Source organism: Amycolatopsis sp. H20-H5, from assembly GCF_035828755.1.
Lineage (GTDB): Bacteria > Actinomycetota > Actinomycetes > Mycobacteriales > Pseudonocardiaceae > Amycolatopsis.
On sequence record NZ_JAYMZS010000114.1, the window covers coordinates 1 to 19,045 of the forward strand.

The window sequence follows — 19,045 nt, forward strand, 5'->3', positions numbered from 1 at the left end:
GTACGACCGGGCGAGCGCCCTGGCCGAGACGGTCCCGCGGCGGCTCATTTGCGGTCCTGGGGCGAGTCGACGACCACGGACACCTTGGGCTTGCGCGCCAGCGGCACGTCGTCGAGCAGGGCGGACACGGTTTCCAGCAGCCGCGGCCGCAGCTCGGCCTCGGTCTCCCGCCTGCTGGTCGCCCGCACCCGCACCCGCTTGGCGCTGGCGGTGACCGACGCGCTGCGCACGTTGTCCTGCGCCCGCACCGCGATCCCGACCAGGCGGGCCAGCGAACGCGGAGTGGTGGTGAAGCTGACCTCGGTCGCGGGGTCGTGCAGCCGCACCGTGCGACGGCTCGCCGACAGGGCCAGCAGCATCAGCACCAGCCCGGCGACCGCGGCGACCGCGGCGACCAGCCGGACGGCGAACGAGTCCCAGCCCACTGCGCCCAGCGTCGCCCGCCAGGACGGCCACGGCACCAGCAACGGCCCCGAAGCGGGCCGCCACCAGTGCCAGCCGACCTCGATCGCGAGCAGCACCCCGGCCCCGGCCACGGCGAGCGCCAGCAGCACGGAGAGCAGACGGACGAATACACGCACTCTGGTTACCTTCTTCTTCTGTTCTCGGCGCGGGTGCTCAGCGCACCCGCGGCCGGACGTCCGGCAGCAGCGCCGACACGGTGACCGCGAGCGAGCGCACCTGGTAGGAGGTGAGCCGCTCGACCTCCTCGGTGACGCCCGTCCGCACCTGCCCGACCACCGCCCGTACCGGCGCCGGGTACCGCAGCGCGACGTCGAGCGCCAGGTCGACGTCGTTGTCGTCGCCGCCCACCTTCACGCTCGCGCCCTGGCTCCCGATGCCCAGCCCGGCGACCTTCCGCTCGGCCAGCACCGTGCCGGGGACCTGGTCGGCCGCGTGCTGCGCGACCTTGCGCACCACCGTGTGGGCGATGCTCAGCGTGCCGCGCTCCCCGGCTTCGGCGAGTTCCGGGCCGGGCTCGGTCATTGGTCCCTGCCCTTGCCGAACAGCTCGCCGACGTCGAGCTTGCCGTCGAGCACCCGGCCGACGACGAGGCCGATCACCCCCAGCACCAGGGTGATCAGGAAAGCGGTGAAGCCCTGCGTGGCGGCGAGGCCGAGGATGAGCCCCGAGATGATCCCGGTCTGCGTTGCGGTCAACGTGGTCTCCTGGTTCGGCTGGCGGAACAACGGGCTAACGGACGCGCGGGGGACGGCGGCGCCGCCGCCGCCACTCCCGCACCCTGGCGACGCCCTTGGGGTTCACGACGAAGCTCACCGGGGCGTCGTAGCGGTGGTCGGCGTAGCTGCCTGAGTCCTCGGCCATCTCCCTGGCCACCTCTCTGGCAGCGGCATCCCCGATGACGCCGAGCCTGCGGAACTCGGCGAGCCCGGCCATGAACTCGTCCGGGTCGCCGCCGACGTCGGGATGGTGACCGCGCACGAAAGCACGGAAGGCCGCACGCGAGGTGCCGCCTTCCGCGTCGTCGCTCGCGCTGTCTCCCGCGCTCACGTCACCCGCTTCCCGCCTCCACGGCGACTGCAGTTTCTTCTGTGTCTTCGGGGCTGCCCGGGGCCACGATGTCGGTCACGGTCACGTCCACCCGGACGTCACCCGCGATCGCCCGGACGACGGACCGCAGCTGGGCGGTCACCTCGGGCAGCGGCTGGCCCAGGGTGAGCACGACCGAGAGCTCCACGGCCCCATCCTCGTCCGGCTGGCGCACGCCCACCACCCGGTGTCCCGGCAGATGGGTGGCGACGACGCCGAGCGCGCCGCCGTCGAGCCTGGCCACGGACGGGTGAGCGAGGACGGCGGCGGCGATCGTGTCCGCCTGCGCCGGTCCGGCCGGGGCGCTCATTCGACGCGCGAGGTCCCGGGCTCGCCGTCCTCGTCGGGCAGGTGGATGTCGTTGACCGCGATGTTGACCTCGATCACCTGCAGTCCGGTGATCTGCTCGACCGCGGTGATCACGTTGCGGCGGACCGATCGTGCGACGTCGACGATGCGCGCGCCGTACTCGACGACGACGTCGAGGTCGACCGCGACCTGCTTCTCGCCGACCTCGACCGAGACCCCTGAAGTGGTGACCGTGCCGGAGCCTGGGATGCGCTCCTTGAGCGCGCCGAACGCGCGGGAGACGCCGCCGCCGAGCGCGAACACCCCGGAGACCTCGCGGGTCGCGATGCCCGCCACCTTCTGGACGACCACCGAGGCGATCGTGGTCCTGCCCGCACTGCCGTCCACGTTGAGCTCGGACACCGCGCTCGTTCTGGTCGGCGTGGGGCTCTCGGTCCTGTCCGCGCTGGGGTGCGCCATGAAGCTCGCTCCTTGTCCGCCGGTCACCGCGACGCCGGGATTGGCGCGCGGGTGCTTCGTACCGTCTCACTGTCTCGTAGATGCCCGTGCCCCGCCCCATCTCACGCAGGGTCCCCCGTTCGGGTGAGTCTCACCGCGGGTGGACGTCGACCACGTGGACGCTCACGGGCGGCGGCGGCGCCCCGAGCTGGTCGGCCAGCGCGGCCGTCAGCTGCCGCCTCAGAGCGTCGGCCGCCGCGCCCGCCGAAACGCCGAAACGGACCGTGACCAGCACCTCGAGCGCGCCGGACTCCATCGCGACGGCCGAGACGTGCACCCCGCCGGCCGCCAAGGCGAACTCCTTGGCGAGCTTGCGGGCGAGGACGGCGACCACCCGTTCGGTGACGGTCAGGCTGCCTCCCTCGAACGGGAGCTCCAGCGGCCGCGTGGTGAGCCGTCCCCGGATCCCGCCGACCGAGCGCAGCACGCGCCCGACCAGTCCCGGCGGGGTCGGCACCCGGACCCGTGCCGCGGCGCGGACCTGTTCCCATCTGGGATCGGCCAGTGGATCGGCGAGGGAATCGGCGAGGGAATCGGAGACTGGATCGGCGAGGGGATCGTCGCTCGTGCTCATCGCTGCTCCCTGAGTTTGGCGAGCAGCGCCACCCTGGCCCGGTGCAGCCGTGACCGCAAGGCGGGCACGCTCACCTCGAGCACCTCGGCGACCTCCTCGTAGCTCAGTCCTTCCAGCTCACGCAGCACGAGTGGAACCCGTTGCGACACCTCGAGCCCGGCGATCGCCCGCAGCACGGCGTCGACCTGTTCGGCGCGCACCACCTGGCCCTCCGGGCTCGCCTGCGCGGCCGCGAGCAGGGCACCGTCGAGCGGCGACCGGCCGTACTCCTCGCCACCGGGCCGGACGTCGTCCAGCGACACCGTGGGCCGCCGCCGCCGCACGTGGGCGAGCGCGCCGTTCGTGACCACCCGGTAGAGCCAGGTCGAGACCGCTGACTCGTGCCGGAACCCGGCCAGCGCCCGCCACGACGAGAGCCAGGCCTCCTGCACGACGTCCTCGGCCTCGGCGGCGCTGCCGGTGATGCGCAGCGCGACGCGGTACATCTTCGGCGTGTGCTGGCGGACGAGCGCGTCGAAGGCGCTGTGGTCGCCCCCCGCGGCGCGGGCGAGCAGCTTGCCGTCCCGCGCGGCCGCGTCTCTCGACGCGGTGGCGCGGGCTGTGGGGTCCGGGGCGTCGTCCATCAGCCACTGCTCCGGCGATAACGCAGCATGGTGAAGCTGTCTTCGAGCAGGATCGAGGCCAGGTCCAGCCGCCGGGGCGCCGCCGACGCCGTCCCGTGCGCGATCCGGCCGGCCCCGGCGCCGGCCAGCAGCGGCCCGACGGTCAGGCACAGCTGGTCCACCAGGTCCGCCGCGATCAGGTCGGCGAACAGGCTGGGCCCGCCCTCGCAGTCGACCCGGCGCAGCCCGCGCGCGGCCAGCTGGGCGAGCGCGCCGGGCAGGTCCACCTGGTCGCGTCCGGCGATGACGAGCTCGGCGCCCGCCTCGGCCAGCGCCGCCTTCCGTTCCGCCGGCGCGTCTTCGGTGGTGATGATCAGCGCCGGGGCCTTCGTGTCGGTGAACAGCGGGCCCGCCGGGTCCAGCTGCGCGGAGCGGGTGACGACGGCGATCGGCGGCGTCGCGGAGAGGCCGAGGCGCGCACGGCGTTCGGCGCGGGCGCCGGAGGTCCGCACGCCGCCGTAGCCCTCGGCGCGCGCGGTGCCCGCGCCCACCAGTATCACGTCCGCGAGATCGCGCCCCAGCAGGAAGATCCGTTTGTCCGCGGGATGGGACAGGCCCTCGGACAGGTCGTCCAGCGACATCGCGCCGTCCGCCGACGCGACGAAGTTGACCTGCACCCAGGCCCGGTCGAGGTCGCCGGGGTAGGCGTAGATCCGTTCGAGGTCGCCGTCCGAAACCGGGCCGGCGCTCGAAGGTGGTGTTGGCCACAGGCTCTGCACGGACCTATCCCAACACGCCGGGAAAGGCGTGCCCGACCGGGGGATAGCCGTGGATCGGGGAGGTCAGGACCGCCGTGGCGGCCCGGATACCCTCTGGACCCATGCCCGCTGCGCACCTGACCGACCGCCGCCCCGAGATCGGCGCCGATGAGCTGGTCACCGCGTTGGTGCCGCCGCCGCGGTTCGACGCGGTCCGCTTCTCCACCTACGTGCCCAACCCCGAAGAACCCAGCCAGGCCGCCGCGGTCGACGGCTGCGCGGCCTTTGCCGAACGTGTGGGCGAACGCGCCGCGAAGAAACCGAAGTCGAGGTTGCGGGCCTTGTTCGGCGGCGATTCCGTGCCCGCCGGGCCGATGGGGCTCTATCTCGACGGCGGGTTCGGCGTCGGCAAGACCCACCTGCTGGCTTCGACCTGGCACGCGGGGCCCTCGCCCAAGGCGTACGGCACCTTCGTCGAGCTGACGCACCTGGTCGGCGCGCTCGGCTTCCCCGAGGCGGTGCGGCGGCTGTCCGAGCACCGGCTGCTGGCGATCGACGAGTTCGAGCTCGACGACCCCGGCGACACGATGCTGGTCGGCCGGTTGCTGCGCGAGCTCACCGAGGCGGGCGTGTTCGTCGCGGCGACGTCGAACACGCTGCCGGACAAGCTGGGCGAGGGCCGGTTCGCGGCCGAGGACTTCCTGCGGGAGATCCAGTCGCTGTCACAGCGGTTCGCCGTGGTGCGCGTCGACGGGCCCGACTACCGTCACCGCGGCCTGCCCGACGCGCCGCCGCCGGTGAGCGCCGAGGAGCTCGAGGCCTCCGCCGCCGCGCACGAGGGGGCCACAGTGGACGATTTCGGCGCGCTGTGCGACCACCTGGCGAGCCTGCACCCGTCGCGCTACGGCCGCCTGCTCGACGGCGTCACGCGGGTGCACCTGCGCGATGTCCGGCCCGCGCCGGACCAGACCGTCGGCCTGCGGCTGGTCGCTTTCGCCGACCGGCTCTACGACCGGGCCATCCCGGTGGTGGTCTCGGGTGAGCCGCTGACCTCGTTGTTCACCGAGGAGATGGTGAGCGGCGGCTACCGCAAGAAGTACCTGCGCGCGGTCAGCAGGCTGACCGCGCTGGCGCGGGACTCGGTGCGACCGGCCGCAGAACCAGCCGGAAGCTGAGCACCACCGCCACCGCGAACAGGGTGCCGCCGACGATGTCGGTGAAGTAGTGGTAGCCGAGCCCGACCATGCCGATCGTGGCGCAGAGCAGCGCCACCGCGGCGAGCACCGCGCTCGACACCCGCTGCGCGCCCGGCCTGGCCAGCACCACCAGCACGGCCAGCGTCGAGACCAGGCTGACCGTGTGCCCGCTGGGATAGGCAAGCCCGAGCTCGGTGTACCGGCCGAACAGCGGTTTGAGTAGCCAGGTGTTGACCGCCACGGCCACCGACGGCGCGGCGACCGTGAGCAGGGCGTCGGCGCGTCGGCGCGTCAGCAGGCAGGCAAGCGCGACCAGCGCGAGCACCGGGATCAGCACGTACGGCTCGGTGGGCAGGTCCAGCGCTCGCAGGACCCCGGTGTGCGCCCCGAGCCGCTGGTGCACCGCGTCGGCGACGGCGGCGTCGAGGGTGCTGGGGGAGTGCTCGCCCGCGAAGACGACGCCGAGCACGGCCGTCGCGACCGCGCAGCCCGCCGCGAGCACGGCTGTCGGTCGATGCACGGTGCCGAGCCTACAACGGTGGTTCGTGGCCCGCCGCCACGTTCTCGGCCACCCTGGAGGGGGCACGGTCACCGGAAACGAGGAGGACGTTCATGCGGATCACGGTCGTCGGCGGCGGGATCGTCGGGCTGAGCTGCGCGCACCGGCTCGCGGAGGCGGGCCACGAGGTCGGCGTCGTCGCCGCGGGCAAGCCGGAGGACTCGACCTCGGCGATCGCGGGCGGGCTGATCTACCCGCCGGGCACGCAGCCCGCCGACCGCGTGGCGCGCTGGACCGTGGCCGGGGTCGCGCAGTTCCGGCGGCTCGGCGCGCCCGGCGTCCGCATGGTGCGGGGACGGCTCGTGCTGCCCGAGCAGACGCCGGAGCCCGCCTGGGCGGCCGCGATGGAGGACGTCGTCGTGTCGGGGCCCGCGCTGGAGTTCACCACCGCGCTGGTCGACACGCCGGTGTATCTCGCGTGGCTGGCCGGACGGGTGGCCGCGCTGGGCGTCCGCACCGAGTACCGCACTCTGTCGTCGCTGGGCGAGGTGGACGCCGAACTGGTGGTCAACGCGGCCGGGCTCGGCGGGGGAGCGCTCGCCGGTGACGACTCGGTCGTCCCGGTCGGTGGCCAGGTCGTCCACCTCGCGGACCCCGGGCTCACCGAATGGGTGGTGCACGAAACGGACTCCGCGGTGACCTACGTGATCCCGCACGGCAGGCACGTCGTCTGCGGCGGGACCGAGGAGGAAGGGCGCATCGGGGTTGAACCGGACGCCGCGGTGGCCGCGGACATCGTGGCGCGCTGCCGCGCATTGGTCCCGGCACTGGCCGGTGCCCGGGTGCTGGGGACGAAGGTCGGCCTGCGGCCGCACCGGCCGCAGGTCCGGCTCGATCGTGTTGGTGATGTCGTCCACTGTTACGGCCACGGCGGCGCCGGGATCACCCTTTCCTGGGGGTGTGCTGATGAAGTGGCCGCTTTGGCTGGGAGTTAGTTTGGTGTCTTGGGTTTCAAGCGGCGGCTTCGCCGTGGCGTGGGGGATCAGCGCTCCTGTGGTCGGGTGCCGTTGGTGTTGGCAGCGCTGATCCCCCACGCAGCGGGTTCCCCTGGTGCTGTTGGGTTTCTGGTCACTTTGTCCTTTGTGGACTTTTGGTGGATTTCACCCGATAGGGCGGTGATCTCGAACACTTGTTTGGCTGTTTTCGGATATTATGGACCTATGACCACTCCTCCTCTTGTCTTTGATGACCTCGCCGAACTCAACGACATCGACACCGCTATCGCGCAGCTGCAAGGGAAACGCGTCACTGTGGTCGCTCGGATCGTCGAACGTGGTGGTTCCCGGCGGTCCGTCACCGCTGAGATCGCACTCGAACGGTCCATCTCCCAGCATCACGCCGCCGCCGACATCACCCGCGCCATCGCCCTCACCACCAGACTTCCCCACACCCTCGCCGCGTTGAAGCGGGGTGACATCGATCTGTACAAAGCATCCAAAGTGGTTGACCCGACGTTGATCCTGTCCGACGATCTTGCCCGGCAGGTCGATGAAGTCATGGCCACCCGGCTCGCAGGCAAGGACCCGAGTTCGATCCGCGCCGCCGTCAACCGGGTCATCCAGAAACTCGATCCTGACGGCTATAAAGACAGAGCCCAGGCACGAAGACGCGAACGACACATCGCACTCATTCACCAAGACGAGACCATGGCCACCTTGACCGCAGACCTGCCCGTTGAGCAGGCCAGCGCTATCTACACCTCGGTTGACCGCGCCGCCCGAGCCTTGCGCCGCGCCGACAAGACCCGCACTCTCGAACAGTTACGCGCCGATGTCTTCGCAGACCGGCTGCTCGCCGCACGCGACGGCGACTCCTCCGTCAAAGCCGATATTCATGTGTATGTCGACCTGTTGACGTTGGTCGGGTTGAACGAAGAACCCGCCGAACTCGCTGGCTACGGCGCGATCCCCGCCTGGCTCGCCCGGCAGATCGCGACCGAACCCAAGTCCACCTGGAACCGGTTGATCACCGATCCCGACAACGGGCAACTGTTGAGTGTCGGCCGTGACAAATACCGGCCCCCAGCCGACCTCGACGCGTTCATCCGCGTCCGCGACCGGGAGTGCCGCACCAACGGCTGCCACCGACCGTCCCACTTCTGCGATGTCGACCACACGACCCCGTGGGCCTCGGACGGCGAAACCTCCGACACCAACCTCACCGGCGAATGCTTGAGCCACAACCTGGTCAAGGAAGAACCTGGCTGGAACTACACCACCGCCCCCGACGGCACCTTGACCATCACCACCCCGTCCGGTCGCAAACACATCAGCCCGCCACCCGCCTTCCACGAACCCCGAACCCAACCCACCGACGACGCCCCGCCGTTCTGACCACAACGGACAGTCAAAAAATTCCAGCCCTAACAAGGAAAGGAACTAAGCATGTTGCCAGAAGTTGTGTCTGTAACTCGTGCGAGTCCTGTGGAACGTGAAGAGTCTCGTCAGGTTGGATCCGGTTACCACACCTGGACCGACCTGACGAGGCCTCAACAAGGATGCGCCCGGCGCACATCTACGCCAACCTGACTCCCGCACAGTGCCACGAGATAATCACGGCCCTGCATGGTCACTGGCGGATCACGACCCGTGCCGTCATGATTCTGCTGTCCGCGACCGGGATGACCGCCAGCGAAGTCGCGGACCTGCTGCACTACAACCCCGCCACCGTGCGCCGATGGATCGACCGCCACGCCCGGGAAGGCCTGACCGGGCTTCCCGACCGGCCCCGCAGCGGACGCCCACGGCTGGGCAGCCCACGTCTGGGACAACGGATCCGCACCCTGCTGGGCACCCCGAAAGCCTGGACCACCGCCAGAATCTGGCGAGCGACCGGGCGCCCGCGATGAGCCCGCGCACCATGTACCGGCGCATCCGCGAGGAAGCCACCTGGCGCAGGCCCCGCCTGATCGCCAAGGGCGACCCTGACCAAGACACCACCTGCACAGACATCCGCGCCCGCATCGCCGCGCTGCCCACCGGCTCGGTCGTACTCGCCGAAGACGAAACCCACCTCGACCTGCTCGCCAGAATCCGGGCCTGCTGGCAACCCATCGGCCAGCGCTACCACGTACTCACCCCCGGCTCGAACAAACGCCGCACCCTGCACGGCGCGGTCAACCTCGTCACCGGCGCCTGGCACTACCACGTATCGGTGAAAAACGTCTCGGTCGTGTTCTGCTACTTCCTCGAACAACTACTCACCGCCTACCCCGACGCACCAGTCATAGCCGTGCTCTGCGACAACGGCACCACCCACCACAGCGGCATCACCCAACACTGGCCCGAAGCCCACCCACGCCCGCAGGTCATCGAAGGCGCCAAATACAGCCCCCAGGACAACCCCGTCGAACGAACCTGGGCCGTACTCAACAACGCATCGCCAACACCGCACCAACAACCATGGCCGACCGAGTCCGCCAAGCCCATACCTTTTTTCGCGACCACACACCCGACCAGATGCTCACCACCACCGCCCCCTGGACCTCACCCTGGCTACCCGACAATTACGGACAAGACTTCCAGCCCTAACAAGGAAGGGAACTAGCTGGAGCGACCTCCTTCCAACGCCAGCGCGTCACGTTTTCCCCTTCCTGTACTGGAAACGGAAAGTCGGGACGAGGTGATGCCGCGCGGTAGACCGTCGTGCGCTTGATCTGGCCGCTGAGGAGTGGGTTCGGCTGGAAGCGTTGCTGCCGGGTGGGTTGATCAACGGGGGTGTTCTGGCGGACCCGGTGTGCCTTGTCGTGGCCGGACATACCGCCGGGCTACAACCGGTATAGTCGTGGTCGGGCGACCTGACGTGGGAGCGGATCCTCAAAGAAGTCGGCCGCCAGACCGTGTCAGGAGTCGCCGACGCCGACAACGGGCAACTGCTCAGCGTCGGCCGAGGCAGTTACCGGCTCCCAGCAGACTTCGAGGCCTTCATGCGCTTACGAGTCCGGGAATGCCGCACCAACGGCTGCCACCGACCATCCCACTTCTGCGGCATCGACCACGCCACCCCGTGGGCCTCCGACGGCGAAACCGTCACCTGCGCTTGGCGCGCAGCTGTTTTCTTCCTGGGAAAGGCTTTCAAGGTTCAGGCTCGGCACCAAGCCCGGCGACACGCTGCTCGGAGATCCGCTTGCCGAGCTTCGGCCGGGTCCCGCCGCTGAAGTGGATCGACGGCGCCGCAACGAAACGCTCCCGGACGGTCCGTCCACAGCGGACCGACCGGGAGCGGCGGTCAGAGTGCGGCCACGACCTGGGCGGCCTGGTTCTTCGCGCCCAGCGCGTTCGGGTGCACCGGCGCCGCTGGGGAAGTCGGCAGGAGTCCTTCGACCCACTTCGTGCCCGGTTCCTGGCAGAGGTCGTGCCCGACGCTGGAGGTGTAGGTGTCGACGAAGGTGACGCCGTTCGCGGCGGCCTGCTCGGCGAGAACCTCGTTCAGCAGTTTGGTGGTGTCGCGCAGGTAGGGCGCGTCGCCGTCGGAGATCGGGACGAGCCGCCAGCAGTTGCCGCCGTTGTCGGGCAGGATCGCCGGATAGCCGACGAGGACCACCTTCGCGGCGGGGGAGCGCTGCGCGATGCCCTTGAGCACGGCGTCCACCTTCGGCCCGACCGCACGCACCTTCGCGGCGAGCTGGTCGGTGCCGCCCGCGGTGTAGTGGTCCCGGCACGGCGAGCCGTGCGGCACGGCCAGGCCGAGCAGGCCGCAGGTCCCGATCACCTCGACGAACGGGATGTCATTGCCGCCGATGCCGATGGTCACCAGGCTCGTCGTGGGCTTCAGTGCGTCGAACTGCGGCGGCACCACGAGGAACTGGTTGCCGGTCATGTCCTTGGCGACGGCGCCCCCGCAGGTCACGTCGGTGACCTTGCCGGTCTTGATCGCCGCGGCGACGAGCGAGGGGTAGTTGTGGTCCGAGCGGGTGCACAGGAGGTCGACCTGGTCCGGGATGAGCGAACCTGAGCTGTACGAGTCGCCGAGAGCGACATAGGACGAGTAGCTGGCCGCGGCCGCTGGTCCGGCGAAGGCCGCTGAGGCGAGCAGGCCGGCGACAGCGCACAAGGTGAGCTTGGAGAGGGGGCGACGCATGAAACTCCTCGTTGAGAGACATGATGCGGACGCTGCCTACCGACGAGTAGGCAGGCTCGAAAGTAACTCACCCCGCCCCGTTCGGCAACCCTTTGTCACCGCGCGGCACGGCCGAGGTCAGCCGTTGGCGAGGACCTGGTGATCGGCTTCGGTCCGGTCGGCGTAGCGGACGGCGAAGCCGCCGACGGCCTCGTCCAGGTGTTCGTCGTCGTCGAAGTACCCGGCGAGCAGCCGTGGGTGCAGCGAGCGCGTGTGCGCCCTGGCCAGCAACGCGCCCGCGAGCCTGCCGTAGTCGTCGAGGTGGTCCTTCTTCAGCGAGGCGGGGTCGATGTCGCCTTTGAGGTTGCGGAACTGCCGCACGATGTAGGGCCGCCCGTCGATCGTGGTCCAGCCCAGCAGGATGTCGGTCTCGGCCTGCACCAGCCGGGCGCCCTCGACGATCCGGCGGCCCTCGTGCGCGGGCTCGGGCAGTTTCAGGTGCCGTGCCAGCGCGGCCGGCTGGGCCTGCTTGACCTGCAGCACCAGGTCCTCCTCGGAATTCCCGTGCAGCAGGACGACGTAGCTGCGCAGGCCGACGCTGCCGGTGCCCACCACCCGGAACGCCACGTCCGACACGCGGTACCGCGAGATCAGCGCCCGCCGCGACGAGCGCAGGGTGTCCACATAGGACACCAGCCCGTCGAAGACCGCCGACGCCGTCTCGTCGCTGACATGAGTGAGCACCGGCGGATCCTCGACGAAGCGGTGCCGCCGCAGGCCGGTCTCGTGGTCGTCGAGGTGCTCCGTCCACTTCGCGGCGACCTTGGCGCTGGTGTTCTTGCGCGCCTTGTCCGCCGCGTCGGCGAAGTCGTCGATCAGCTCGTCGGCGCGCGCCTCGCTCAGCACCGACTCGTCCGGCAGCGCGTTCCACGACCGCAGGAACGGCAGCTCCGCCAGCTCGCGGATGGTCCGCCGGTACGACTTCACCGCGTCCTCGGCCGCCTCACGGCAACCGGACTCGCCGACCCCGCCCTCGCGCCCCGCCAGCACCAGGCTCGCCGCGAGCCGCTTGAGATCCCACTCCCACGGGCCGGGCACGGTCTCGTCGAAGTCGTTGATGTCCATCACGATCCGGCCCTCGGGCGTGCCGTAGAGCCCGAAGTTCGCCGCGTGCGCGTCCCCGCAGAGCTGAGCGTCCAGCCCGGACACCGGCGAGCCCGCCAGGTCGGCCGCCATCAGCCCGGCGGCGCCGCGGAAGAAGCTGAACGGCGACGAGAGCATCCGCTCCCGCCGCAGTTCGATCAGCTCCGGCAGCCGCCCGGTGTTGCTCTGGTCGAAGTACGCCACCGCGTCCGGCCTGCCCGCCCCGGCGGCCTCGTGGTCGTGCGCCTTCGACGGGCTGCGCTCGCGCAGCGCCTGGCCCCGGGCGTACCAGTCCTCCGGGCTCGTCGCGCCCGTGTCCAGCAGCGGCCGTTCCACCCACCCCGTGTCTCCCATGTCCAGGCAACGACGGAACGGGCGAAATGGTTCACGCGGGACGAATCGCCTGCTCGATGGCGTCGATCCCGCGGTCCAGTTCCGCCTGGGTGATGACCAGCGGCGGCGCGATCCTCAGGGTGTGGTCGTGCGTCTCCTTGCAGAGCACCCCCGCCGCGGCCAGCGACTGGGACGCCTCGCGCCCGGTCGGCCCGCCCGGCGCGATGTCGATCCCGGCCCACAGGCCGCGCCCGCGGACCTCGGCGAGCCCGCCGCCGACCAGTGCGTTGAGACGTTCGTGCAGGTGGGCGCCGAGTTCGGCGGACCGCTGCTGGAACTCGCCGGTGGCCAGCAGCTTGATCACCGCGCGGCCGACCGCGCAGGCCAGCGGGTTGCCGCCGAAGGTCGAGCCGTGCTCGCCGGGCTTCAGCACACCCAGCACCGCCCGGCTGCCGACGACAGCCGACACCGGCATGATGCCGCCGCCGAGCGCCTTGCCCAGGGTGTAGACGTCCGCGCGGACGCCTTCGTGGTCCAGCGCCAGCACGGTGCCCGTGCGGGCGAGACCGGACTGGATCTCGTCGGCGACCAGCAGCACGCCGTGCTCGTCGCACAGGCTCCTGACCTCGGCGAAGTAGCCCGCCGGGGGGACGACGACGCCCGCTTCGCCTTGGACCGGCTCCAGCAGCACGGCCGCGGTGTGGTCGGTGATCGCGTCGCGCAGCGCGGCGGCGTCGCCGTACTTCACGGTGACGAACCCGGGGGTGAACGGGCCGAAGTCCGCGCGGGCGGTCTCGTCGGTGGAGAACGACACGATGGTGGTCGTCCGGCCGTGGAAGTTGGCCCCGGCGACGATGATCTCCGCGCGGCCGTCCGGCACGCCCTTGACCTGGTAGGCCCACTTGCGGGCGAGCTTGACGGCGGACTCGACGGCCTCGGCGCCCGAGTTCATCGGCAGCACCATCTCGGTGCCGGTCAGCTCCGCGAGTTCGCGGCAGAACAGGCCCAGCTGGTCGTGGTGGAACGCGCGCGAGGTCAGCGTGACGCGCCCCAGCTGCTCGGTCGCGGCCGCGATCAGGGCGGGGTGGCGGTGCCCGAAGTTGAGCGCCGAATACCCGGAGAGGAAGTCGAGGTAGGTCTTGCCGTCGACGTCGGTGACCGAGGCGCCTTCGCCTTCGGCGATCACGACCGGCAGCGGGTGGTAGTTGTGCGTGCTCCACTGCTCGTCCAGCGCGATGAAGTCAGCAGAGGAGCTGGGGGCGGTGTGCTGTCCGGCGAGCGTCGTCATACGTTCAGGTTAGATGCTCACGGCGGAGAGTTCAGCCGGGAAACGTTGCTTATGGGGGCTGTTCTTTGCGCGCTGGGGGGAATTCGGTAGCGGAACGTTGCAAAATCGATGGGCGGGGGCCGATGTGGACCACTCGCCTGGGTGGTTCCCAATCCGGCGCTTCGGCTCCGGTGCTGGTTATGGTCGCTGGATGGCTAAACAGGATGGTCCGAGCAGCAAGGTCCGGGAGGCACTGCGGGCGGCCGGGGACGCCACCCTGCCCGACCCCGGCGAGTCCCCCGTCGGCCCGAGCAAGAAGGACAAGGGCGCCAAGAAACTCGACACCGCGGGTGAGCGGCTCGAAGCGCTCCAGGAGGCCCTGTACGCGGAGGGCATCGGTGGTGGCGGCCGCAGCGTGCTCCTGGTCCTGCAGGGGATGGACACCTCCGGCAAGGGCGGCACTGTCCGGCACGTGCTGGGCCTGGTGAACCCGATGGGCGTGCACTACGCCGGGTTCAAGGCGCCGACCCCCGCCGAGCGGCGCCACCCCTACCTCTGGCGGATCCGCAAACAGCTTCCGGTCGCCGGGCAGATCGGCGTGTTCGACCGCTCGCACTACGAGGACATCCTGGTCCCGCGGGTGAACGGCCTGCTCACCGCCGACGAGCGGCGTCGCCGCTACGCCGAGATCAACGCCTTCGAGAAGGAGCTCGCCGACGCGGGCACCACCGTGGTGAAGGTGTTCCTGCACATCTCGCCCGAGGAGCAGCTGGAGCGGCTCAAGGCCCGGCTGGTCACCCCGGCGAAGTACTGGAAATACAACCCCGGCGACCTTGAAGCCCGCTCGCACTGGACTGCCTACCAGAAGGCGTACGCGGACGTCCTGCGCCGGACGTCGACCGACATCGCGCCCTGGTACGTCGTGCCCGCGGACCGCAAGTGGTATCGCAACTGGGCGGTCGCCGAGCTGCTCATCGAGACGCTCACCGAGCTGGACCCGAAATTCCCCGAGCCGGACTTCGACGTCGAAGCCGAGCTCGCGAAGCTGAAGGGTGTTGGCGTACCGGAGTGACCTTCTGAAAGAGTGCGGGGCGTGACCGACAACGTTCTCGACGCCCTCCCGTTCCTCCGCAGGCAAGCCCGCACCCAGCGCTTCACCCTGGGTGTGCCGAAGCAGTTCCGGGTCAGCCCGGACGGCACGCGGGTGCTCTTCCTGCGGGCCGGGTCCGGCACGGACGCCCGGCACAGCCTGTGGTCGCTCGACGTCGCCTCCGGCGAGGAGTCGAAGCTCGTCGACGCCGCCGACCTGCTGCCCGGCGAGGAGGAGCTGCCGCCGGAGGAGCGCGCACGGCGCGAACGCAGCCGCGAGACCGGCGGCGGGGTGGTCGGGTACGCGGTCGACGACGGTTTCCGGGTCGCGGCGTTCACCCTGTCGGGCAAGCTCTACACCTTGGACCTGGCCAGCGGCGAGATCGCCGTGCTGGTCGACGGCTCGGTGATCGACCCGCGCCCCAGCCCCGACGGCAAGCACGTCGCCTACGTCCGTGACCAGCGGCTGCGCGTGATCGAGCTGGCCACCGGCGAGGACAGGGTGCTGATCGGCGAGGATGGCGCGAACATCGCCTGGGGCCTCGCGGAGTTCATCGCCGGGGAGGAACTGGACCGCACCCGCGGCTACTGGTGGTCCCCGGACGGGCGGGCCGTGCTCGTCGAGCGGTCCGACTCCGGCGCGGTGCCGCGCTGGACCATCGCTGACCCGGCCAACCCGCGCCACCCCGTCAACACCGTCGCGTACCCGGCCGCCGGCTCGGACAACGTCGACGTCACGCTGGCGATCCTCGGCCTCGACGGCGGCCGGGTCGACGTGGCGAAGGGCGACTGGGAGTACCTCGTCGCGGTGCACTGGTCGGCCGCGGGCAAGCCGCTGCTGGCGGTGCAGTCGCGCGACCAGCGCCGCGTCGAGATCCAGGCCGTCGACACCGCGGACGGCTCGGTCTCCACGCTGCACACCGAGACCGACCCGCAGTGGGTCGAGGTCACCCAGGGCGTGCCCGCGTGGACCACCGACGGGCGGCTCGTGCGGGAGAGCGCGGCCGACGGCGACCACCGGCTCGTCGTCGACGGCACCACCGTCACCCCGCCGGGCCTGCAGGTCCGCGCGGTGCTGGACGTCGGTTCCGAGGTGCTGTTCAGTGGTTCGGAGGCCGATCCGACGCAGATCCACGTCTACCGCACCGAAGGCGGCGGCGTCCGTCGTCTGTCCACTGAGGAAGGTGTGCACCTCGGCGCCGGGAGCGCGGCGGTGACCGTGCTCTCCTCGTGGAACCTCGAGCGCAGCGGCCCGGTGGTCGCTGTGCTGGCCGACGGTGAGCGGGTCGCCGGGATCGTCTCGTACGCGGTCGATCCCGAGGTCGTGCCGAACCTGACCTGGCTGACGCTGGGTGAGCGCGGCCTGCGCGCGGCGTTGCTGCTGCCGACCGGGTACGAGGAGAACGAGGGCAAGCTGCCCGTGCTGCTCGATCCGTACGGCGGCCCGCACGCCCAGCGCGTTCTGCAGAGCCGCAACGCCTTCCTGACCTCGCAGTGGCTGGCGGACCAGGGTTTCGCGGTACTTGTCGCCGACGGCCGCGGCACGCCGGGCCGGGGAGCGGGCTGGGAGAAGGAGATCGCCGGCGACCTCGCCGACGTCACACTGGCGGACCAGGTCGACGCCCTGCACGCCGCCGCGGCGACGCATCCCGAACTGGACCTGGACCGGGTGGCGATCCGCGGGTGGTCCTACGGCGGCTACCTGTCCGCGCTCGCCGTGCTGCGCCGCCCGGACGTGTTCCACGCGGGTGTCGCGGGCGCGCCGGTCACCGACTGGGCGCTCTACGACACGCACTACACCGAGCGTTACCTCGGCAAGCCGCAGGACGAACCCAAGGCGTACGAACACAATTCGCTGATCGCCGACGCCGGCGAGCTCAGCCGCGCGCTGCTGCTCATCCACGGCCTCGCCGACGACAACGTGTTCGTCGCGCACTCGCTGCGGCTGTCCTCGGCGCTGCTGGCGAAGGGCCGCTCGCACGTCTTCCTGCCGCTGGCCGGGGCGACCCACCTGACCCCGCAGGCCGAAGAGGTCGCGGAAAACCTGATGTGCACGCAGATCGACTGGATCGTGCGGGAGCTTACGAGTGCCGCCGCGGAAAAGGAGAACGCATGAACCGGTGGGGCATCACCATCCCGCTGACCGGGGTGCCGCTCGCGGCCCACAAGGAGCTCGTCGAGCAGCTGCCCGACCTGGGCTACACCGACGCCTGGTCGGCAGAGACGGCCGGGGTCGACGCGTTCACCCCGCTCGTGCTCGCGTCGCAGTGGGCTCCGCGGCTGCGCCTCGGCACCGCGATCGTGCCGGTGTACACCCGTGGGCCCGGCCTGCTGGCGATGAGCGCGGCGACGGTGGCCGAGCTGGCACCGGGCCGGTTCGTGCTCGGCATCGGCGCGTCCTCGCCGGTGATCGTCGAGAAGTGGAACGCCGCCGAGTTCGCCAAGCCGTTCGCGCGGTCGCGGGACACGCTGCGGTTCCTGCGGGCGGCGCTGGCGGGGGAGAAGGTCACCGAGACCTACGAGACGTTCTCGGTGAGCAAGTTCCGCCTGGAACGGCCGGTCGACCCGCCGCCGTCGATCATGCTGGCCGCGCTGCGTCCCGGCATGCTGAAGCTGGCGGCGAAGGAGGCCGACGGCGCGATCACCAACTGGCTGGCGCCCAAGGACGTCCCCAAGGTCCGTGCCGAGATCGGCCCGGACGTCGAACTGGCGGCCCGGATCTTCGTCTGTCCCACCGAGGACGCCGAAGCCGCGCGCGGGCTCGGCCGGATGCTGATCTCGAGCTACCTCACGGTCCCGGTGTACGCGAAGTTCCACGAGTGGCTCGGCCGCGGTGACGCGCTCGCGCCGATGCACGAGGCGTGGGCCGCCGGCGAGCGCCAGAAGGCCAATCAGGTGATCCCGGACGAGGTCGTCGACGACCTGATCGTGCACGGCGGCATCGACTACTGCCGCGAGCGGGTCCAGTCCTATGTGGACAACGGGCTGACCACGCCGATCATCGCCCTGCTGCCCACCGGCGGTGACCCCTTCGAGCAGGTCCGCGGCCTCGCCCCTCGCTGACCCGCACGCCACCCCTCGACTGCCCCTGAAGGCCACCTTCACCGCGTAAAACGCCGTGAAGGTGGCCTTCAGGGTCGGTTCTGGGGGCTGCGGGGCGCGGCTAAAGGGACGTCAGGAGCAGTCCGGCGCCGCCTGCCAGCAGTCCGGCGGCCACCGTCGCGACGACGTTGAGCACCGACTGCAGCCGCGCGCGTTCGGTGAACAGGCGGACGGTCTCGTAGCCGAAGGTCGAAAACGTGGTCAGGCCGCCGCAGAAGCCGATCCCGATCAGCGTGTGCAGCGCCCCGGGCGGCGTGCCGTGCAGGGTCCAGCCGGTGAGCAGGCCCAGGATCAGGGAGCCCGCGATGTTGACCGTCAGCGTGCCCCACGGGAACGCCGTCCCGGCCGCTCGCTGCAGGCGCTGGTCGGTCAGATACCTGAGGACCGCACCGGCGCCGCCCCCGAGCGCGATCAGCAGGACTGTCATCGCAGGGCCGTCCTGGTCGTGAACAGGCCCACGGCCACCGCGGCCAGGCAGAGCAGCACGGACGCCGCGACATAGAGCAGCCCCAGTGCGAGACGCCCGGTCGTGGCGGAGTCGAGGGTGTCGAGCACGAACGTCGAGAACGTGGTGAACCCGCCCAGTACCCCGACGCCGACGAAGGGCCGCAGCAGGCGATGGGAGCCGCGCGTGGTGATCACCGCCATCAGCGCCCCGATGAGCAGGCAGCCGAGCACGTTCGTCAGCAAGGTCGCCGTCGCGAACTCCCCGCGCGAATGGGGCAGGGCGAGCGAGAGGCAGTAGCGGGCGAGGCTGCCGAGCGCGCCGCCCGCGCCGATCGCGAGCAGGACGTCCCAGCGAGTGGAGGGCTGAGCGGGAATCGGACGACCTCCTGGTGTGATTCTTCCCCGCAACCTACCGTTCAACTGCACGCCGATGGCCGACGCGTCGCCCCGGCGCGTTCCCCCATGCTGGACCGCGGTCACCACCCGGATGCCGGACGCCGGACGGTGCCCGTACTGTTGCTCAGGGTAGGCAAACCTAAGACGATCGGGTGGTGAGTCC

General features: G+C 70.7%; 21 protein-coding genes and 1 pseudogene. 7 read left to right on the top strand and 15 right to left on the bottom strand.

What is annotated here, in order from left to right; all coding sequences use genetic code 11:
- Positions 1–44: 44 nt before the first annotated feature.
- The 9 genes from QMK34_RS38210 to QMK34_RS38250 form a co-directional block, all read right to left on the bottom strand.
- A complete protein-coding gene (locus tag QMK34_RS38210; RefSeq protein WP_326419663.1) occupies positions 45–581 on the bottom strand; it encodes a DUF6286 domain-containing protein in 537 nt (178 codons plus the stop codon).
- Between the two features lie 37 nt (positions 582–618).
- Positions 619–987, bottom strand: coding sequence for an Asp23/Gls24 family envelope stress response protein (locus tag QMK34_RS38215; RefSeq protein ID WP_326419664.1), 369 nt, complete (start codon positions 985–987; stop codon positions 619–621).
- Positions 984–1,160 (bottom strand): hypothetical protein, encoded by a 177-nt coding sequence (locus tag QMK34_RS38220; RefSeq protein WP_326419665.1) that lies wholly within the window; start codon positions 1,158–1,160, stop codon positions 984–986. Before QMK34_RS38220 ends, QMK34_RS38215 begins: the two co-directional genes overlap by 4 nt.
- 34 nt (positions 1,161–1,194) lie before the next feature.
- Positions 1,195–1,512, bottom strand: a complete 318-nt coding sequence (locus QMK34_RS38225) for a hypothetical protein (RefSeq protein ID WP_326419666.1) — start codon at positions 1,510–1,512, stop codon at positions 1,195–1,197.
- A gap of 1 nt (position 1,513) precedes the next feature.
- Positions 1,514–1,861, bottom strand: coding sequence for a hypothetical protein (locus tag QMK34_RS38230; RefSeq protein ID WP_326419667.1), 348 nt, complete (start codon positions 1,859–1,861; stop codon positions 1,514–1,516).
- Positions 1,858–2,319, bottom strand: coding sequence for an Asp23/Gls24 family envelope stress response protein (locus QMK34_RS38235; protein ID WP_326419668.1), 462 nt, complete (start codon positions 2,317–2,319; stop codon positions 1,858–1,860). Before QMK34_RS38235 ends, QMK34_RS38230 begins: the two co-directional genes overlap by 4 nt.
- A 130-nt stretch (positions 2,320–2,449) precedes the next feature.
- Positions 2,450–2,932 (bottom strand): hypothetical protein, encoded by a 483-nt coding sequence (locus tag QMK34_RS38240; protein ID WP_326419669.1) that lies wholly within the window; start codon positions 2,930–2,932, stop codon positions 2,450–2,452.
- Complete coding sequence (locus QMK34_RS38245; RefSeq protein ID WP_326419670.1) at positions 2,929–3,555, bottom strand: RNA polymerase sigma factor; 627 nt, start codon at positions 3,553–3,555, stop codon at positions 2,929–2,931. The genes QMK34_RS38240 and QMK34_RS38245 overlap by 4 nt, the downstream gene beginning before the upstream one ends.
- Positions 3,555–4,313, bottom strand: a complete 759-nt coding sequence (locus QMK34_RS38250) for a pyrimidine reductase family protein (RefSeq protein WP_326419671.1) — start codon at positions 4,311–4,313, stop codon at positions 3,555–3,557. Before QMK34_RS38250 ends, QMK34_RS38245 begins: the two co-directional genes overlap by 1 nt.
- Positions 4,314–4,414: 101 nt before the next feature.
- Here QMK34_RS38250 and zapE point away from each other — a divergent pair, with 101 nt between their 5' ends.
- The gene (zapE, locus tag QMK34_RS38255) at positions 4,415–5,467 is read left to right on the top strand and encodes a cell division protein ZapE (protein ID WP_326419672.1); all 1,053 of its coding nucleotides are present in this window, start codon (positions 4,415–4,417) and stop codon (positions 5,465–5,467) included.
- On the opposite strand, the gene QMK34_RS38260 is transcribed toward zapE, so the two are convergent.
- The gene (locus QMK34_RS38260) at positions 5,403–6,008 is read right to left on the bottom strand and encodes a phosphatase PAP2 family protein (protein WP_326419673.1); all 606 of its coding nucleotides are present in this window, start codon (positions 6,006–6,008) and stop codon (positions 5,403–5,405) included. The two genes, zapE and QMK34_RS38260, sit on opposite strands and share 65 nt — an antisense overlap.
- A 92-nt stretch (positions 6,009–6,100) precedes the next feature.
- On the opposite strand from QMK34_RS38260, the gene QMK34_RS38265 reads away from it, so the two are divergent.
- From QMK34_RS38265 to QMK34_RS38275, 3 genes and pseudogenes are all read left to right on the top strand, one after another.
- Positions 6,101–6,982, top strand: coding sequence for an FAD-dependent oxidoreductase (locus tag QMK34_RS38265; protein WP_326419674.1), 882 nt, complete (start codon positions 6,101–6,103; stop codon positions 6,980–6,982).
- Positions 6,983–7,162: 180 nt separating this feature from the next.
- On the top strand, positions 7,163–8,380 hold the full coding sequence (locus QMK34_RS38270) for an HNH endonuclease signature motif containing protein (protein ID WP_326419675.1): 1,218 nt from the start codon (positions 7,163–7,165) through the stop codon (positions 8,378–8,380).
- Between the two features lie 164 nt (positions 8,381–8,544).
- Positions 8,545–9,577 (top strand): annotated as a pseudogene (locus tag QMK34_RS38275) (IS630 family transposase).
- 697 nt (positions 9,578–10,274) lie between these two features.
- On the opposite strand, the gene QMK34_RS38280 reads toward QMK34_RS38275, so the two are convergent.
- The 3 genes from QMK34_RS38280 to rocD form a co-directional block, all read right to left on the bottom strand.
- Complete coding sequence (locus QMK34_RS38280) at positions 10,275–11,126, bottom strand: SGNH/GDSL hydrolase family protein (RefSeq protein ID WP_326419676.1); 852 nt, start codon at positions 11,124–11,126, stop codon at positions 10,275–10,277.
- Between the two features lie 117 nt (positions 11,127–11,243).
- On the bottom strand, positions 11,244–12,602 hold the full coding sequence (locus tag QMK34_RS38285; protein ID WP_326419677.1) for a DUF2252 domain-containing protein: 1,359 nt from the start codon (positions 12,600–12,602) through the stop codon (positions 11,244–11,246).
- Positions 12,603–12,633: 31 nt separating this feature from the next.
- Positions 12,634–13,869 (bottom strand): ornithine--oxo-acid transaminase, encoded by a 1,236-nt coding sequence (gene rocD, locus QMK34_RS38290; protein WP_326419678.1) that lies wholly within the window; start codon positions 13,867–13,869, stop codon positions 12,634–12,636.
- Positions 13,870–14,059: 190 nt separating this feature from the next.
- Here rocD and QMK34_RS38295 point away from each other — a divergent pair, with 190 nt between their 5' ends.
- The 3 genes from QMK34_RS38295 to QMK34_RS38305 are packed head-to-tail and all read left to right on the top strand — an operon-like array spanning position 14,060 to position 18,000.
- The gene (locus QMK34_RS38295; protein ID WP_326419679.1) at positions 14,060–14,920 is read left to right on the top strand and encodes a PPK2 family polyphosphate kinase; all 861 of its coding nucleotides are present in this window, start codon (positions 14,060–14,062) and stop codon (positions 14,918–14,920) included.
- Positions 14,921–14,941: 21 nt separating this feature from the next.
- Positions 14,942–17,053 (top strand): S9 family peptidase, encoded by a 2,112-nt coding sequence (locus tag QMK34_RS38300; RefSeq protein ID WP_326419680.1) that lies wholly within the window; start codon positions 14,942–14,944, stop codon positions 17,051–17,053.
- Complete coding sequence (locus QMK34_RS38305; protein ID WP_326419682.1) at positions 17,050–18,000, top strand: LLM class F420-dependent oxidoreductase; 951 nt, start codon at positions 17,050–17,052, stop codon at positions 17,998–18,000. Before QMK34_RS38300 ends, QMK34_RS38305 begins: the two co-directional genes overlap by 4 nt.
- 100 nt (positions 18,001–18,100) lie before the next feature.
- Here the strand turns inward: QMK34_RS38305 and crcB are convergent, their stop codons facing one another.
- Together crcB and QMK34_RS38315 are read right to left on the bottom strand one after the other, a co-directional pair.
- Positions 18,101–18,466, bottom strand: coding sequence for a fluoride efflux transporter CrcB (crcB, locus tag QMK34_RS38310; RefSeq protein WP_326419683.1), 366 nt, complete (start codon positions 18,464–18,466; stop codon positions 18,101–18,103).
- The gene (locus tag QMK34_RS38315) at positions 18,463–18,894 is read right to left on the bottom strand and encodes a fluoride efflux transporter FluC (RefSeq protein ID WP_326419684.1); all 432 of its coding nucleotides are present in this window, start codon (positions 18,892–18,894) and stop codon (positions 18,463–18,465) included. Before QMK34_RS38315 ends, crcB begins: the two co-directional genes overlap by 4 nt.
- Between the last annotated feature and the right edge of the window lie 151 nt (positions 18,895–19,045).